The sequence below is a fragment of the Acinetobacter nematophilus genome, from assembly GCF_026344175.1.
In the GTDB taxonomy this organism is placed as follows: Bacteria; Pseudomonadota; Gammaproteobacteria; order Pseudomonadales; family Moraxellaceae; genus Acinetobacter; species Acinetobacter nematophilus.
In genome coordinates, this window is the sequence record NZ_JAPKMY010000009.1 from 84,229 (window position 1) to 100,709 (window position 16,481).

Below are 16,481 nucleotides of genomic sequence, written 5' to 3' on the forward strand. Positions count from 1 at the left end.
TTAAGTAACTTAACCACTCATTAAATGCGCTCACAAGATAATGGAATATAATGTGAACAATCAACATTTCATTGAAAGTAAAGGAACCATATCAATTACACTCGTCCATGAGGCACTGATTGGTGCCAAAAATAAAGGATTCAACATTGAAAAAATCTTGGCCAATGCTGAGATTCCACTTGAGCTTTTTTATGCACCCAAGGCACGGGTTGCAGTTTCAAGCTATGCAAAACTTTGGACTGAAATTGCAGATCAAATGAATGATGAATTTTTTGGTATGGATTCTCATCAAATGCGTCGGGGCTGCTATAAATTACTGTCAAAAATGGTCATGCAAGCTGAAACACTTCATATTGCCATCGAACAAATTCTACAATTTTTTAATTTTGTACTTGATGATTTTTCAAGTAAATTGCTGATTGATGAAAACTATGCCTACATTGTCATTACAAATAAATTACAACCCAAAGCCATGTTTTGCTATGCTACCTATATCATGCTGATTCATAGTTTGATCTGTTGGCTAGCTGATCAACGCATTCTGCTTAAACAATTGCAATTAAAATGCACAGCCCCTGAAGATGATCAAGATTATCGTGTTCGTTTTTGTGACAATATCAGTTATCAAACCGATGAAAACTACCTGCAATTCGATGCAAGCTACTTAAAGATTCCCGTTAAACGTGACCAAAAATCTTGGCATGCATTTATCAAAAGCAGCCCTGAAAGTCTGCTATTAAGATTTAAGAATCCTTTGGCATTGAGTTCTATAGTACGCAAAAAATTACTTTCTCTTTCACCTTGTGCTTGGTTGGAGCTGGGTGAATTAGCTGAACAACTGAATATTTCGGAAGCAACGATCCAACGTCGTTTAAAAAGCGAAGGTACAAGCTATCAACAGCTTAAAAATGATATCCGCTGTGATATGGCAATTGATCTTCTAACCACAACAACGCATACCTTACAAGACATCAGTGAATTATTGAATTTTCAAGATGCAAGTGCATTTCACCGTGCTTTTAAAAAATGGACTGGCGTAAGTCCTGGCGCTTATCGAGAACATAAACATTGAATCTAAAACGGATGGAAGTAGACGGCTTTCAAGGAATGAGATCATCATCTTGATCAAATAGATATCGAAGGTATTTTATTCGCCTAAAATTCAAAAGCTGTACTCTGATTTACAGCTTATCTGAACATGGTTGCAAATTCACCATTATTAGTATATTTTTCACCCAACTCAAAGCAGTCTTTTCTGCTTACTCCCTGTGGTACCCTCCTCCCCTTTAATCAGCTTTCAGGTCACTAACATGATTAAGATGATTGATGTACTAGAACAAAATCTAGTTCAAAATTTTATCCACTCCCTTTCTGCTCAAACTGAACATCTAGATGAGTTGATAGAAGGAATTTTAAAAGCTTCAGACCCTGATGTTGCAGATGCAATCAATGACTTTCTGAATATGAACAATGCTTCGGATCTTGCTCAAGCACTTGATATCCACCAAGAACGTATTGAAGCGATTCAATCAGGTTTGGCAATGAAAAAAGAAAATATTGCAGATACAGCGAAAATTGTAGCACTCTGTCTTGCGCTTGAAACCAACGCCTTGGACCGAGTTGAAGTTGCGGATAGCCTCGAAGATTTTCCAATATAAAGACAGGCTCAAAAAAAACGGCTCATCATGAAGCCGTTTTTTTATATCTAAATCGCAAAAAATGCTAAGATTTTTTTTCACTATTGCTTTCAGTTAATCTTCTTTATCTGAAGCAAGCTGACAGGTACAAATATTATTGATGAAAATCAAAACATTAATGAATTAAATATCGATAATTCTGTTTTATTGAAGTGCTTATCAATTATTATTTTTTGTGCTGATGTCATAAAAAATATACAAATCTACTCTGTTTTTCTCTTTGAACTTTAATGGGGTATTTATGAAATTTTTTGCTCAAAAAATGACGGCTTTAGTCTCTGGCTTTACACTGAGTTTAGCGGTGACATCATCTTTCGCTGTCGTCCCAACAACACTAAAACTCGACTATGCTTACTATGCGCCAACAAGTTTAGTGGTTAAAGAGCAAAAATTATTAGAAAAAGCCTTACCGAAAACAGCAATCAAATGGGTATTTAGTCAAGGTAGTAATCGTTCACTTGAGTATCTAAACAGTGGCAGTATTGACTTTGCATCCACCGCTGGTCTGGCAGCTGTATTGAGTCGCGCCAATGGAAGTCCAATCAAAACGGTTTATATTCAAAGCCAGCCAGAATGGACAGCTTTGGTCGTGGCTAAAAATTCAACCATCAAATCATTGAAAGACTTAAAGAGTAAGAAAATAGCAGCAACCAAAGGGACTGACCCATTCCTTTTTACGCTTCAGGCACTTGAAACTGTTGGTTTAAATAAACGCGATGTTCAATTGGTCCATTTGCAGCATCCAGATGGTAAAACCGCCCTGGAACGTGGTCAGGTCGATGCATGGGCTGGGCTTGACCCGTTGATGGCTTCAGCACAGTTACAGTCAGGTGCTAAGCTTCTGTATCGTAATATTTCATTTAATAGCTATAGTGTTTTAAGTGTTAAAGATCAATTTGCAACACAAAGTCCTGAGGCTATAAGTGCCGTGATCAAAGCTTATGAGCAAGCACGTCAATGGGCGAAAGCAAATCCTGATAAACTTGCAGAGCTGTTGGCGCGTGAAGCAAAATTACCACTTGAGGTCGCCAAACTTCAGCTCAGCCGAACCAATCTCGACCAAAACATTCCAACTGCAAAACATATCAATGCCTTAAAAAAAGCTGGAACAATTTTGAATGAAGAAGAGTTGGTACGCAAAGGCACCAATGTCAACCTAGTCGTTGATCAGTTATTTGACAGTAAATATGCACAAAAAGTTGTTGGAAAATAATGAATAAAATCTCTGCTTCAGCGTCAAATACAATTGTGCCTACTGAGGTTAAAGGTTCTGCAGTCAAAGCCAATTTATTGAAATGGCTAAAAGCAATCACCGTCCCTGTTTTGATCTTGCTCATATGCGAATATCTTGTTCAAACGGGCTGGATTGAACCCTATTTACTCCCAGCCCCCAGCAGTTTACTTGAATCATTTCGAGATCTGGCACAAGGTGACTTATTCACACATGTATATACCAGTACATGGCGAGTTTTCTTCGGCTTTTTTGTAGGAAGTGGGCTTGGGCTTATCTTTGCAATCGCTGTAGGTTTAAACCAACAGATTGAAGCATTTTTAGAACCAACATTCTCTGCAATCAAATCAATCCCCAGCCTTGCATGGATTCCTCTATTGCTATTATGGCTAGGAATTGATGAAGCTTCTAAAATTACTTTAATCGCCATTGGCGCATTCTTCCCCACCTATACCAATACAGTTTCAGCCATTCACAATGTAGATAAAAAATTATTTGAAGTCGCCAAAGTCTATCGACTAAGCCCTATACAAACAATTTTTCAAATCGTTCTCCCTGCTGCTTCACCAGGAATTTTAGTGGGGCTGAGAAATAGTTTAAGTTTGGCTTGGATGTTTATGATTGCCGCCGAACTGATTGCAGCAACACAAGGGATCGGTTATTTACTCAGTGATGGTCGAGAAACTTCACGACCTGACATTGTTATTATCGCGATCATTTTATTGGCTGTACTGGGTAAACTAACAGATACGCTGATGAAATGGATTGAAAACTGGTTTTTGCGTTGGCGCACTTAAATCAAGTTAAATACGGCTTTTGCTGAGCCGTATTCTTAATTTTCCTATCTGTAACTTGCATTTATGGTTTTTCCTATGGAACACTGTTGCCGTTACATATAGGTAGACCGTATGATCATTCGTGATAAAAGTAATAGCTTCGCCCTTCTTTTTGCTTGGCATGGCACCATTCTTCCCAAAGTCTTGCCTGCATTGGCATTCGTTGTGCTGATCTCCACCGTTTTAGTGTATTTATCTTCCCACCATTATTTTACTTTTCCTGCTGTGCCTGCAATTGGATTTACTGTATTTGGTATTATCCTTTCTATTTTCTTAAGCTTCAGAAATACAGCTTGTTATGACCGCTGGTGGGAAGGTCGTAAATTATGGGGTGCATTGATCGCTACTTCCCGTCATATTTCACGTGACAGTCATGTTTTATCAGAACAGCAACGCCAAGTGCTCATGTATCGTGTCATGCTTTTTACATGCTTACTCAGGAATCGTCTACGCAATCAAAATCAATCCATTGAATTTTATATAAACAAAGTTGGCTTTGATGATTCAACTTTTAACCATCTCTCTCAACACATGAATGCTGCTCAATATGTCTTAGAACATATTCAAAAATCCTTGGTGACCTCGCTTCATCACGGTGAAATTTCGGATATTATTTATCAGGGGTTAAATCAACATATTGTTACTTTGGGGAATATTCAAGCAGGTTGTGATCGCATACTCAGCACCCCATTACCTTATTCTTACTCAGTCTTGTTGCATCGTACCGTATATTGCTTCTGCTTAATCTTGCCTTTTAGCCTAGAAGCCAGTCTCGGTATCTGGACACCTGTCATTGTGAGTCTAATTGCTTATCTGTTTTTAGGTTTAGATGCTTTAAGTGCGCAACTTGAAGAACCTTTTGGCCTACAAGAAAATGATTTGCCTTTGGATGCAATTACCCGATTAATCGAAAGAGAAATGCTGAGCTCACTGGGCGAGGATTTGCTCGAACCGATTCAATTGGTCAAAAGTAATTTGACTTAACATGACTTTTTTAATTGTTCGGTTTTAACACTGCATGATTTTAGCTTCGATCAGCATGCAGATAAACCGCAATATATTTGAACTGAAGTTGTGAAAATGATCTCTTGATACGGTTCAGGAAAAAGCTGCTTTTGACACACCCTAGATGTTTAGAATAAAAGCATGGATAAATAAAAAAGCTTGACCAAGTGATCTAATCAAACATTTGGTCAAGCCTTTTTGGACAACAAGGGATTAATTTGGCCACTGACCTAAAGTTACACGATTATTGCCACCATAATCTTTGACCGTTCGAACTTGTTTAAAACCCGCACCTTTAAATATCTGCTGTACGGCTTCTGCCTGATCATAACCATGTTCAAGTACGATCCATCCCTGCGTCGCAAGCCATTTTTTACCCTGCTGAATAATATGTTCAATGTCGGCTAAACCATGATGATCAGCAACCAACGCACGTTCAGGTTCAGAAGCAAGCTGCGACATATGTTCATCTTCAGCGTCGATATAAGGAGGATTAGAAACAATCACATCAAAATACTGCCGATTCAATGCCTTAAACCAGCTACCCAAGTAAAACTTCACCTGCTGCAAATCGTGCTTTTCAGCATTATGTAATGCAACCTCCAATGTCGGCTCATAAATATCCGTAGCAATCACGGACCAGTTCGGACGTTCACTTGCCAATGATAAAGCAATCGCACCAGTACCTGTACCAAGATCAACAATACGACAATCTTCTGGTAAATCTAAATGTAGTACTGTTTCAACCAAAACTTCCGTATCAGGACGAGGAACCAAAGTATCTTTGGTTACTGTTAAATCTAAAGTCCAAAATGGCTGCGAACCTGTCACATAAGCCAACGGTTCACCAGCGGCAATACGTGCCAAACCATCGGTATACTGCTGTACTTGCTCAGTCGTTAATTCCTGTGTTGATTTAAGCGCCAAATCAAAAGCATCAATTTTTAGAATATGTTCAAGTAACCAAGCATTCTCTTGACGCTCATAACTTTCTGCCTCTCCGCGTAAGGCCAATGCCTGTGCAATATTCATTAGCCACCGTTTTGTTGAGCAAGCATTGCCAATTGATCAGCTTGATATTCACGGTGCAAACTATCCAAAAGTTCAGTCAAATCACCTTCCATCACAGCATCCAACTTATATAAAGTTAAATTGATACGGTGATCAGTCATACGACCTTGTGGATAATTATAGGTTCGAATTCGTTCTGAACGATCACCCGACCCGACTAAATCACGACGCATTTCAGAAGTTGCAGCATCGGCAGCAGCACGTTTTGCATTTTCTAAACGTGAAGCTAATAACGCCATCGCTTTGGCTTTGTTTTTATGCTGCGAACGCTCATCCTGACATTCTACGACTGTTCCCGTCGGAATATGGGTAATACGGACTGCTGAATCCGTTTTGTTAATGTGCTGACCACCTGCACCGGATGCACGATAGGTATCGATTCGTAAATCAGCAGGATTAATATCGACTGTAGTATCAACATCAACTTCTGGAAGAATTGCGACTGTACAAGCAGAAGTATGTACTCGGCCTTGCGACTCTGTTGCCGGGACACGTTGTACACGATGCGCACCACTTTCAAACTTCAAGCGTCCATAAACGCCTTCACCATTGACCAGGCATATGATTTCTTTATAGCCACCATGTTCACCTTCATTTTCAGATAAAATTTCAATACGCCAATTTTGTGACTCAGCATATTTGCTATACATACGGAATAAATCACCTGAAAAAATCGCGGCTTCATCGCCACCTGTTCCCGCACGAATCTCCAAATATGCCGAGTTAGCGTCATTGGGGTCTTTAGGAATCATGAGAATATTCAACTCAGATTCGAGTTGTTCAATTAAAGCCTTATTCTCTTTGATTTCCTCAACAGCCATATCCTTAAAATCTGGATCGCTTAACATCACTTCAGCTGTTTCAATATCTTCTTCAGCCTGCTTATACTTTTTCCACACTTCAGTAATTTCTGATAAATCATTATGCTCACGTGATAAATTGCGAAAGCGTTTATTGTCAGAAATCACTTCAACATCTGCCAATAATGCCTCTAATTCTTCATGTCGATCACAAAGTTGATCTAATCGTAAACGTAACGATTCTTTCATTTTAAATACATTCTCAAGCTAAGCCTTAGCCACATTTCAAGATTTAAATACAATCTCAATCACACGGCTAAGAAAATTCTAAAATTGTGTATAGTTTACCGATTCTGCCATTTAAATGACACATTTATATAGGCTTTCAGCCATGAACTTAACGAATTTATAGATTGATCTACATGCTTTATGCCTATTCATACCAGCATAGTCTTCATCATCTCTCCTTTTTGTCCTGCTGTTTGCATGTTTTAAAATCACTTTTAATAGAAAACATACATTCAGATACCAAACGTTATCAATTTTCGGATTCATCTCCACAATTTTTGAAAAAACTTTTGTTACATTTGCTTCATCGAATACAGATAGAGCTGTCCAACTAAGGACATGGAGCAACACATGAAATTTAATACAATCTTATTTAGTACTGCATTAGCAGTCACATCAATGTTTACAGTAGGTGCCCATGCTGACAACTCAACACGTATTGCAGCAACTTCGGCTTTAGGAAGTGTTGTAGGTACAGCTGTAGGTAAACAGATTGGCGGCAATACTGGTGCAATGATTGGTTCAGCCGTTGGGGGTGCTGGTGGTGCAGCAGCTTCAACCAATAGAAGAGACCGTACAGCTGCTGCTATTGGTGGTGGTTTAGGTGGTGTTGGTGGCTATACCGTAGGTAAAAATATGGGCGGTACTACTGGCGGCTACATTGGTGCAGCAGCTGGTGCAGCGGGTGGTTCTGTTTTAGGGAAAAAAGTTTCTCAAGATCGTCATGCAGATCAACGCAAGTACAATAAAAAGTACTACAAAAAACATCGTCGTCATCACTAATTGATTGACAATATCATCGAGCACCTTCGGGTGCTTTTTGTATTGTTTCATCATAGACAATTCATCTTTTGTGCGGAGGTATAAGACCTTCCCTCACCCTTGGCAAACCGTACTTCTTAGTTTTGGTATATCTCGAATATTAAAGTCAGATCAATTTAAAATGAGATTGTAGACAGTGTAAACTGTCAAGATTTTCTTTAGTTGATAAAGGTAAATCCAACAATATATGGGCTTGCTTATTGGTCCACCATCATTTTATCTTTTTTAATTCACTGTATGTTTTTCGCCTCGACATGATTGCCATATTGCTATCTTAGTATGGGCTTAATACTAAGGGTTCTATTTAAAAAATTTAATATTCACATAATATGAATCAATTAAAGACGAAGAAATACAATCTAGAAACAAAACACAGAAATTGCTTACATTCAAATCCATAATTATTGCTATATGTTTCGCTATTCTGCACTCAGGTTAAATAATTTGAAGAAGCTTCGAGAAGGAGTTTGAAATGAAACTACAAGCAATACTTGGTGCAACAGTTCTTGCAGCAACACTGGTGACAACTGCACATGCAGGTAATTCAACCAATACCGCCTTAACATCTGCGCTTGGCGGTGTAGTCGGCGCAGCGATTGGTCAACAAATGGGTGGCTCAACTGGAGCAATGATCGGTTCAGCGATTGGTGGTGGTGTTGGTGCTGGCGCCGCATCCAATAAACGTGACCGCAATGGTGCAATCATTGGTGGCGCTTTAGGCAGTGCAGGTGGTTATACGGTAGGTCGCAATGTGACAGGTACCTCAACAGGGGGTTATATTGGCGCTGGTCTTGGTGCTGCTGGTGGTTCAGCTTTAGGTAAAAAAGTCAGTGAAGATCGTCGTTATGATGATCGCTATGACAGTCGCTATGGGCGTTATAATGATCGTTACGATCGAGGCTATGGCTACCGCAATGTTGACTACCGTTATAACGATCGTAACTATCGTCATGATAACGGGCATCACTATGGTCAATACAAAAACAAGAATCGTTGGAACAATTGGAAAAATTAATTCGATTATTCAATGGATATAAAGATTTTTAATCAAGCACCGATAGGTGCTTGATGTGTTTTTGCACTAATACAAATTACATCAGCACCCACAAATATCGATAATTTTCGATATACATTACTCCACTTATATCGTACTATTTCGATATATGATTATATCGAGTGGAAAAATGACACCTTTGAATGATTCAGTATTAAACAATACCAAGTTTTCCATTTTAGAGCTTGCACCTGTTCGCGAAGATCAAACGGTTGCGTTCTCTCTCAAACACACGTTAGAACTTGCGCAACATGCCGAGAGTTTGGGTTTTGATCGTCTTTGGCTGGCTGAACATCATAATATGGACGGCATTGCCAGTTCTGCAACAGCAGTACTATTGAGCTATATTTTGGCAAATACAGACTCTATAAAAGTAGGTTCAGGCGGAATTATGTTACCCAATCATGCGCCCCTCGTTGTTGCAGAACAATTTGGTACTTTGGCAACACTTTATCCGGATCGTATCGAATTAGGTTTAGGACGTGCTCCCGGGACTGATCCTCTGACCATGCGTGCATTAAGACGTGGTCGTCAAGAAACCGAAGATCAATTTCCACAAGATGTCTTGGAGATCTTGAGCTATTTTGCAGATGCTCATCCAAATCAAAGAATTAAGGCTACTCCTGGACAAGGCACACATGTTCCTGTGTGGCTTTTAGGTTCAAGTCTATTTAGCGCACAACTCGCTGCAAAATTAGGACTTCCCTACTCGTTTGCATCACATTTTGCACCGAGAATGTTGGGGCAAGCCATTCAGCTTTATCGTGAAAACTTTCAACCTTCCGAATATTTGGATCAGCCTTTCGTTTCTATGGGTGTACCCACTGTCGTCGCTCAAACAGATGAAGAAGCTGAATATCTTGCAACCAGTGTCTATTTGCGAATTCAAGCTTTGCTGACTGGGCAAAGTTTAAAACTCAGACCACCTGTTGAAAACATGGAAGGTCGATGGTCTGTTTCAGAAAAAATGGCTGTACAAAATTTCCTCGCGATGGCACAAATAGGCTCGCCAGAAACAGTAAAAAAAGGCTTGACTCGACTTCTTGAACAATATCAAGTGGATGAATTTATTTTTACTTGTGATATCTATGACACATCGAAACGTTTAGATAACTTTAGCTTATTAATGGATTTAAAAAAATAATACAAACCTATTGCCTTTTCCTCTTTACCAAAATGAAATGTGAGTTTTCATTTTGGTTTTTTTTGATTTCAATATTATTAAGCCATTAATTTAATTATGAATATATAATTAACTATTTTTTAAAGCACGAATCAATTCAGCAGAAAAATGAAAAGATTTGCCATCTCTTTTCAAATCAGCATAATAGAACATATAAAAATCAGTAGAATATCAACAAGGAACAACAATGAATCAATATATCAATAAGCCAACACCCGCTTTTGTTGCCGTAAGCTGGGTGGCTTTGCTTGCTGGTGCTGCCGCCTATTGTGTGGGTCTGTTTAATGCACAAATTCTCTTAAATGAAAAAGGCTATTATCTCATCTTGATTCTCTATGGATTATTTTCTGCCGTTTCATTGCAGAAAATTGTTCGAGACAAGCTAGAAGGACAACAAGTAACGTCTATATATTATGGCTTATGCTGGGCTTCAGTAGTAATTTGTGTTGTGCTTTTGGCATTAGGATTATGGAATGCCAACATGACACTAAGCGAAAAGGGTTTTTATATCATGGCATTTTTGCTCAGTCTATTCGGAGCTGTTGCCGTACAGAAAAATATTCGTGATTTGGAATACCTGAGAACACATACACAGCCTGAATTGGGACATTCAGTTACACCGCAAATGGAAATAAAAGAAATTGAAACACAAGAGGATAAACTTTAATTTATTCCATACCTTGATGAGCAATCAAAGTAAAGAATCAGACCATTCCATTTCAATCCCTAAAGTAAATGATTGATTGAACACTTCGCCTGACTTTTTGTTGGGCTTTTTAAAATCGAAAAATATGCAGTGAGAATCCAACTCATTGATTATCACTCTTTTAAACTTTAAATTTAAATAGATTCAATCTATTAAAAAATAAATCACACACTCTTCTCACAATCTGTATAAGACCATAAAGCCAGCTAAATATAAATGATTGAAATAAAAGACTTGCATGAATAATTATGCTGCTTGACTGTATCTTAATGATCTGTAGTTAAATTGATATTTTTATCACTTCACTATGAATAATTTCGCCAATCTATTTAAAATTAAATGAAATAAAATAAGCAACGGTATTGACCAATGACCATGCAGAACAATTGAGCTCTACACAGATATCATGGGCAGGTATCGACAACAATCCAGATATTCGGGCAGATCAGAAATAGGAAAAATTTTTAAATCTGAGAATTACAAGATCATGCTTTAGATGCTGTTTTAGCAGATTTCTTATTACAGCATTGCATCTATAAAATATGACTAGGGAGATTTTGAAAAAGCTTTACCTCCGTAGATGAAGTGGGTTATATCAGTAAATGTCACGATTTTCTGCGACTTATAAATAAAAAAAGGAATAATTATGCTCAACAGGAACAAGAGCCAAAATGAAGGTTTTTTTCAAAACCAATCAGAGTTTTTTAAACAATACACAGGTAAAATCATTGCATCTTCAGAAATTAAATTACATGACTTTTCTGGATTAAAAGTTGCAATTATTGGAATTGATCAGTTTACGGTAACGCAGCTTGATCAGCTTTTACAGCATGCTGAACGCGTCAAAGTTTTCCAAATTTCTCCCGTTTTTGTATTACCTCAAACAGAACGCGGCATAAATAAACTTATTTCACATCCTCTGATTATTAAAAATCGTCGTTTATTTAACCATCGTATTAAATCAATGTTGGCAATCCGATATTTAGATGCTCAAGTTCAAGACCAGTGGTTAAAACGACAGCTTATGCCTAATCTGGCAATGAAAAATAAAGTCTTTTTGAAATCCGATGATTATTACACGGCCTTACAACACCCTCGTTGCAAGCACATTGCTTGGCCGATTGTAAAAATTACCTCCCATTCAATACAAGGCATGGATGGAATAGAGCATGTCGTTGATGTAATAATTCGTACCTACACATCGTAAACATGAATAAATTAAAAGAAGGAGGCATTCCCTGCTTCCTTTTATTTTGTCTGTCCGATATAGCGATAACGATTGCCAGTCTTTTGATAGCGTAAGTAATGATCCGTCAATTTTCCAGAATTATTGATGAGCATAATATCGACATTCTTCAAGTCTTTAGAAATACGGATAAAGTCATTCAACGGACGCTCCCAATCCTGGCAATCGTTTGCAACGTCTATTGAGTCCAAATTTTTCGTTTTTGTTTCAAAAATTTGCACTGGGGCGAATTTATCTTGGTTCAATATGAATGAATTTATACGATAAGTTCTTGAACATGTACTCCCAACAAAAAGACTAGTAATGAAGTACACATCCTTATTTTCAATTTTAACTTGCGCAATGTTATCGATAAATCCAACTTCTGCTAAATCTTGAGTGATTGGCGCAGTTTTAGCTTTCAATTGAATCAAATTGGTAAACTCCCGCATGGTACCCCCACCAGAAATATCCATCGTATAAAATTTAATTTTGCGGTCTGGACTAAAATGAATTTTCAACATTTTCTTTTCAGTCAGTTTAGGAAAAGAATAAGCGAAACTTGCAGGATCCTTTCTTATTTTAGTTTTAATTGCGTTGGAAATATTTTCATTGTACTGATCGCATTCGTTTCGTGATGAACAACCTGCTTGATAATATTTCTGAATCAGAGTGGTTTCAAAATCCTTTAAAGATTCTGCATGTAACTGCGTTATCATCATGCCCGATAGGCAAAAAAACATAGAAATTGAATTTATTTTTAATATCTTTTTCATATAACTACTCAACATTATCATGATACTCCATAATTATTTTAAAAGAGCAAAATGTGCATTCTGCTCTTTGTCGTGCTTCTATTATATCCACAAGATAATTATTAAAGACGACTTATCCGATTCTGCGTTTTAAGCCTGTCATTTGCAGTACACGTGTTGAAATTTCTTCAATCGACATTTCCGAAACATTCAAATATTTGATTCCTTCAGAAATATAGATTCCTTCTACAGCACGAAGTTCCATCTGACATTGTGAAAAACTTGCATATCGGCTATTGGCTTTTCGTTCTGAACGAATTGCGACCAGACGCTCGGCATCGATCATCAAACCAAACAACTTATTTTTGTGTTCTTTCAGTACCGCTGGCAATCTATTATCGTCTAAATCTTCTTCAGTTAATGGATAGTTCGCCACGCGAATTCCAAATTGCAAAGAGAGATAAATGGATGTTGGTGTTTTACCTGAACGTGAGACACCTATTAAAATCAAATCCGCTTTGTCATAGTGCCGTGTGCGTGCACCATCGTCATTGTCTAAAGCAAAATGTACGGCATCAATACGTGCTTTATAAGACTCAGAATCGGTTACTGCATGGGTCTGTCCGACTAAAGTTGTAGGCTGAGTTCCTAAAACATCAGACAATTTACTAATAAGCCCTTCAAAAACATCAAGATTTACTGCATTTGCCGTATTAATAATGTCACGCACATAAGGGTCAACCAAAGTATCGAATACCAAGGGTTGCTGACCATCTTTATCGGCTCTTCGATTGATTTCTTCAACTACATTCATCGCCGCTTCTTCAGACGTAATATAGGGAATGATATGAATATCGAACTTTACATGGGGAAATTGCGCTAATAACGAATGTCCAAGGGTTTCAGCTGTGATCGCTGTACCATCAGAAATAAAAAATACGCTCCGCTTTATTTGGTTACTTTCTGACATTAAAAATCTCCTCAAACATTTGTCTTAGCGATGTATAATCTTTATAGTAAGCCCATCTTACATGACTATCACTTAGTTGAATCAAAATGCTAAGTTTTTTGTTATAATTTCATGCCAAGATAGTGATTAATACTGCATAAGTGGAGTAACAACTTTGGAAGCACGCGTAATCGGTCTGGAAAAATTAGGTAAACACGACGTTGAGATCGTGGGTGGTAAAAACTCTTCACTTGGGGAAATGATCAGCCATTTAGCAAATGCTGGCGTATCTGTACCAGGTGGATTTGCAACGACTGCTGATGCATATCGCGAATTCCTAGAGCAAAGTGGCTTAAATGCTAAAATCAATGCAGAGCTTGCAACATTAAATGTTGATGATGTGATTGCACTTGCTGAAACTGGCGCAAAAATCCGCCAATGGATTGTAGAAACTCCACTTACTACAGGTCTAGAGGCTGAAGTTCGCGAAGCATTTGCTGCACTTTCTAATGGCAATCCTGACATTGCCGTGGCTGTTCGTTCTTCTGCAACTGCAGAAGATTTACCTGATGCTTCATTTGCTGGTCAACAAGAAACTTTCTTAAACATTCGCGGTATCGACAACGTTTTGATCGCAATTAAAGAAGTTTTTGCTTCTCTTTATAATGACCGTGCGATTGCTTACCGTGTACACCAAAACTTTGCACATGACATCGTTGCCCTGTCTGCAGGCGTTCAACGTATGGTTCGCTCTGAAACTGGTGCTGCGGGTGTAATGTTTACACTCGATACAGAATCTGGTTTCCGTGAAGCAGTATTTATTACTGCTTCTTATGGTTTAGGTGAGATGGTTGTACAAGGTGCAGTTAACCCTGACGAATTCTATATTTCAAAACCACTTCTTAAAAATGGCAAACATGCTGTTATCCGTCGTAACCTTGGTTCTAAACACCAAAAAATGATTTATGGTGAAGAAGGTGCTGCAGGTAAATCTGTGGTTGTGGTTGATGTTGAAAAAGCTGATCGCCAACAATTTGCTCTTAATGATTTAGAGCTTCAAGAGCTTGCTAAACAGGCATTGATTATTGAAGAACACTATCAAGCGCCTATGGATATTGAATGGGCAAAAGATGGTGATGATGGTCAGATCTACATTGTCCAAGCACGCCCTGAAACAGTCAAAAGCCGTGAAAATGTTGGCACAATGGAACGTTACCTTCTTAAACAAAAAGGCACTGTTCTTTGCGAAGGACGTTCAATCGGTCAACGTATCGGTTCAGGTAAAGTGCGAATCGTAACGTCTATTAAAGAAATGGATAAAGTACAAGAAGGTGACGTACTTGTTTCAGACATGACTGACCCAGACTGGGAACCAGTGATGAAACGTGCAGCTGCAATCGTCACCAACCGTGGCGGTCGTACTTGTCACGCAGCCATTATTGCTCGTGAATTAGGGGTTCCTGCAATTGTCGGTTGTGGCAATGCAACAGAAGTACTTGTGGATGGGCAGGAAGTGACTGTCTCTTGTGCTGAAGGTGATACAGGCTTTATTTATGAAGGTTCGTTAGATTTTGAAATCCAACGTAATTCTATTGAATCTATGCCTAAACTTCCGTTTAAAATTATGATGAACGTTGGTAACCCTGACCGCGCATTTGACTTCGCTCAGATTCCAAACGAAGGTATTGGTCTTGCACGTTTAGAGTTCATTATCAACCGTATGATCGGTGTACACCCGAAAGCATTGTTAAATATTGACAGCCTGCCACGCGAAACTCGTGCTGCTGTTATGGCACGTACTGCAGGTTATGCATCTCCAATCGAATTCTATGTTGAAAAATTGGTTGAAGGTATTTCTACGCTTGCAGCTGCATTTGCAGATAAACCAGTGATTGTTCGTATGTCTGACTTTAAGTCAAATGAATATGCGAACTTAATCGGTGGTAAGCTCTATGAGCCTGAAGAAGAAAACCCAATGCTTGGTTTCCGTGGCGCTAGCCGTTATGTATCTGACAATTTCCGTGACTGTTTCGAACTTGAATGCCGTGCATTGAAAAAAGCACGTGATGAAATGGGCTTAACCAATATTCAAATCATGATTCCTTTTGTACGTACTGTATCTGAAGCGAAGCGTGTAATTGAATTATTGGCTCAAAATGGTCTGAAACGTGGTGAAAACGGTCTCAAAGTGATCATGATGTGTGAATTGCCAACCAATGCATTATTGGCTGAACAATTCCTTGAACATTTCGACGGTTTCTCAATCGGTTCAAATGATTTAACTCAATTGACCCTTGGTTTAGACCGTGACTCAGGCATTGTTTCTCATCTATTTGATGAACGTGATGCTGCGGTTAAAGCCCTTCTTTCTATGGCAATTCATGCGTGCCGTAAAGCAGGCAAATATGTGGGTATTTGTGGTCAAGGTCCTTCTGACCATCCAGATCTTGCAAAGTGGCTAATGGAACAAGGTATTGAGTCTGTATCTTTAAATCCTGACTCTGTACTAGATACTTGGTTCTTCCTTGCAGAAGAAAAAACCAAACAGGCTTAATCAGCACACTCAAAAAGACCCTCCTGTAGGGTCTTTTTTTGTTTTTAACAATCATACCGATTTCTTGAATACATTTACTTTCAAATGTTGAACATGTGATTGTGTATTAAAATTCTCCCCACAGACATTCGAAGTTAAACATATCTTCAAAATATTTATTCTTTATAAAAGCAACATGATATTGCTTCATATTTTAAGATTTCGTGTAAATTTAATATTAATATAAGCAAAAATCGAGTATACATAGTGAATTACAAGGTAGATGACTATGGCTAATGATCTGCTTAGCCAACCTCTGCTGTTTT

The 16,481-nt window shown here is 38.3% G+C and carries 15 protein-coding genes; 11 read left to right on the plus strand and 4 right to left on the minus strand.

Features of this window, described 5'->3' with window-relative positions; all coding sequences use genetic code 11:
• The first annotated feature begins 40 nt into the window (after positions 1 to 40).
• The 5 genes from OSH00_RS15510 to OSH00_RS15530 all read left to right on the plus strand — a co-directional run bounded on the left by OSH00_RS15510 (position 41) and on the right by OSH00_RS15530 (position 4,748).
• Entirely contained in the window at positions 41 to 1,072 is a 1,032-nt protein-coding gene (locus OSH00_RS15510; protein ID WP_266131195.1) for an AraC family transcriptional regulator, read from the plus strand.
• A gap of 238 nt (positions 1,073 to 1,310) precedes the next feature.
• Positions 1,311 to 1,658 (plus strand): hypothetical protein, encoded by a 348-nt coding sequence (locus OSH00_RS15515; protein ID WP_266131196.1) that lies wholly within the window; start codon positions 1,311 to 1,313, stop codon positions 1,656 to 1,658.
• 301 nt (positions 1,659 to 1,959) lie between these two features.
• Positions 1,960 to 2,910, plus strand: coding sequence for an aliphatic sulfonate ABC transporter substrate-binding protein (locus OSH00_RS15520; RefSeq protein WP_266131266.1), 951 nt, complete (start codon positions 1,960 to 1,962; stop codon positions 2,908 to 2,910).
• Positions 2,910 to 3,725: an ABC transporter permease gene (locus OSH00_RS15525; protein ID WP_266131197.1), complete on the plus strand. Its 816-nt coding sequence runs from the start codon at positions 2,910 to 2,912 to the stop codon at positions 3,723 to 3,725. The genes OSH00_RS15520 and OSH00_RS15525 overlap by 1 nt, the downstream gene beginning before the upstream one ends.
• A 111-nt stretch (positions 3,726 to 3,836) precedes the next feature.
• Positions 3,837 to 4,748 carry a bestrophin family protein gene (locus tag OSH00_RS15530; RefSeq protein ID WP_266131198.1) on the plus strand — a complete coding sequence of 304 codons (912 nt, stop codon included), beginning with the start codon at positions 3,837 to 3,839 and terminating at the stop codon, positions 4,746 to 4,748.
• A gap of 234 nt (positions 4,749 to 4,982) precedes the next feature.
• On the opposite strand, the gene prmC is transcribed toward OSH00_RS15530, so the two are convergent.
• A complete protein-coding gene (gene prmC, locus OSH00_RS15535) occupies positions 4,983 to 5,801 on the minus strand; it encodes a peptide chain release factor N(5)-glutamine methyltransferase (RefSeq protein WP_266131199.1) in 819 nt (272 codons plus the stop codon).
• Complete coding sequence (gene prfA, locus OSH00_RS15540; protein ID WP_004824393.1) at positions 5,801 to 6,889, minus strand: peptide chain release factor 1; 1,089 nt, start codon at positions 6,887 to 6,889, stop codon at positions 5,801 to 5,803. The genes prmC and prfA overlap by 1 nt, the downstream gene beginning before the upstream one ends.
• A gap of 390 nt (positions 6,890 to 7,279) precedes the next feature.
• On the opposite strand from prfA, the gene OSH00_RS15545 reads away from it, so the two are divergent.
• The 5 genes from OSH00_RS15545 (at position 7,280) to OSH00_RS15565 (ending at position 11,900) form a co-directional block, all read left to right on the plus strand.
• Positions 7,280 to 7,711, plus strand: a complete 432-nt coding sequence (locus OSH00_RS15545; RefSeq protein WP_266131200.1) for a hypothetical protein — start codon at positions 7,280 to 7,282, stop codon at positions 7,709 to 7,711.
• A gap of 511 nt (positions 7,712 to 8,222) precedes the next feature.
• Positions 8,223 to 8,765 (plus strand): glycine zipper domain-containing protein, encoded by a 543-nt coding sequence (locus tag OSH00_RS15550; protein ID WP_196074844.1) that lies wholly within the window; start codon positions 8,223 to 8,225, stop codon positions 8,763 to 8,765.
• Positions 8,766 to 8,934: 169 nt separating this feature from the next.
• Positions 8,935 to 9,948 carry an LLM class flavin-dependent oxidoreductase gene (locus OSH00_RS15555; protein ID WP_266131201.1) on the plus strand — a complete coding sequence of 338 codons (1,014 nt, stop codon included), beginning with the start codon at positions 8,935 to 8,937 and terminating at the stop codon, positions 9,946 to 9,948.
• Between the two features lie 226 nt (positions 9,949 to 10,174).
• On the plus strand, positions 10,175 to 10,654 hold the full coding sequence (gene yiaA / locus OSH00_RS15560) for an inner membrane protein YiaA (protein ID WP_266131202.1): 480 nt from the start codon (positions 10,175 to 10,177) through the stop codon (positions 10,652 to 10,654).
• 685 nt (positions 10,655 to 11,339) lie between these two features.
• Positions 11,340 to 11,900 carry an NAD(P)/FAD-dependent oxidoreductase gene (locus OSH00_RS15565; protein WP_266131203.1) on the plus strand — a complete coding sequence of 187 codons (561 nt, stop codon included), beginning with the start codon at positions 11,340 to 11,342 and terminating at the stop codon, positions 11,898 to 11,900.
• Between the two features lie 41 nt (positions 11,901 to 11,941).
• On the opposite strand, the gene OSH00_RS15570 is transcribed toward OSH00_RS15565, so the two are convergent.
• Together OSH00_RS15570 and ppsR are read right to left on the minus strand one after the other, a co-directional pair.
• Positions 11,942 to 12,694 carry a hypothetical protein gene (locus OSH00_RS15570; RefSeq protein WP_266131204.1) on the minus strand — a complete coding sequence of 251 codons (753 nt, stop codon included), beginning with the start codon at positions 12,692 to 12,694 and terminating at the stop codon, positions 11,942 to 11,944.
• A gap of 112 nt (positions 12,695 to 12,806) precedes the next feature.
• Complete coding sequence (gene ppsR / locus OSH00_RS15575; protein WP_196074840.1) at positions 12,807 to 13,643, minus strand: posphoenolpyruvate synthetase regulatory kinase/phosphorylase PpsR; 837 nt, start codon at positions 13,641 to 13,643, stop codon at positions 12,807 to 12,809.
• A gap of 154 nt (positions 13,644 to 13,797) precedes the next feature.
• Here ppsR and ppsA point away from each other — a divergent pair, with 154 nt between their 5' ends.
• The gene (gene ppsA / locus OSH00_RS15580) at positions 13,798 to 16,176 is read left to right on the plus strand and encodes a phosphoenolpyruvate synthase (protein ID WP_266131205.1); all 2,379 of its coding nucleotides are present in this window, start codon (positions 13,798 to 13,800) and stop codon (positions 16,174 to 16,176) included.
• The last annotated feature ends 305 nt before the right edge of the window (positions 16,177 to 16,481 follow it).

What these genes read in the sequence shown, in the direction of transcription:
- OSH00_RS15510 (WP_266131195.1), top strand. Translation starts at nt 41, where the DNA reads ATGGAATATAATGTGAACAATCAACATTTCATTGAAAGTAAAGGAACC.
- OSH00_RS15515 (WP_266131196.1), top strand. Translation starts at nt 1,311, where the DNA reads ATGATTAAGATGATTGATGTACTAGAACAAAATCTAGTTCAAAATTTT.
- OSH00_RS15520 (WP_266131266.1), top strand. Translation starts at nt 1,960, where the DNA reads ATGACGGCTTTAGTCTCTGGCTTTACACTGAGTTTAGCGGTGACATCA.
- OSH00_RS15525 (WP_266131197.1), top strand. Translation starts at nt 2,910, where the DNA reads ATGAATAAAATCTCTGCTTCAGCGTCAAATACAATTGTGCCTACTGAG.
- OSH00_RS15530 (WP_266131198.1), top strand. Translation starts at nt 3,837, where the DNA reads ATGATCATTCGTGATAAAAGTAATAGCTTCGCCCTTCTTTTTGCTTGG.
- prmC (WP_266131199.1), bottom strand. Translation starts at nt 5,801, where the DNA reads ATGAATATTGCACAGGCATTGGCCTTACGCGGAGAGGCAGAAAGTTAT.
- prfA (WP_004824393.1), bottom strand. Translation starts at nt 6,889, where the DNA reads ATGAAAGAATCGTTACGTTTACGATTAGATCAACTTTGTGATCGACAT.
- OSH00_RS15545 (WP_266131200.1), top strand. Translation starts at nt 7,280, where the DNA reads ATGAAATTTAATACAATCTTATTTAGTACTGCATTAGCAGTCACATCA.
- OSH00_RS15550 (WP_196074844.1), top strand. Translation starts at nt 8,223, where the DNA reads ATGAAACTACAAGCAATACTTGGTGCAACAGTTCTTGCAGCAACACTG.
- OSH00_RS15555 (WP_266131201.1), top strand. Translation starts at nt 8,935, where the DNA reads ATGACACCTTTGAATGATTCAGTATTAAACAATACCAAGTTTTCCATT.
- yiaA (WP_266131202.1), top strand. Translation starts at nt 10,175, where the DNA reads ATGAATCAATATATCAATAAGCCAACACCCGCTTTTGTTGCCGTAAGC.
- OSH00_RS15565 (WP_266131203.1), top strand. Translation starts at nt 11,340, where the DNA reads ATGCTCAACAGGAACAAGAGCCAAAATGAAGGTTTTTTTCAAAACCAA.
- OSH00_RS15570 (WP_266131204.1), bottom strand. Translation starts at nt 12,694, where the DNA reads ATGAAAAAGATATTAAAAATAAATTCAATTTCTATGTTTTTTTGCCTA.
- ppsR (WP_196074840.1), bottom strand. Translation starts at nt 13,643, where the DNA reads ATGTCAGAAAGTAACCAAATAAAGCGGAGCGTATTTTTTATTTCTGAT.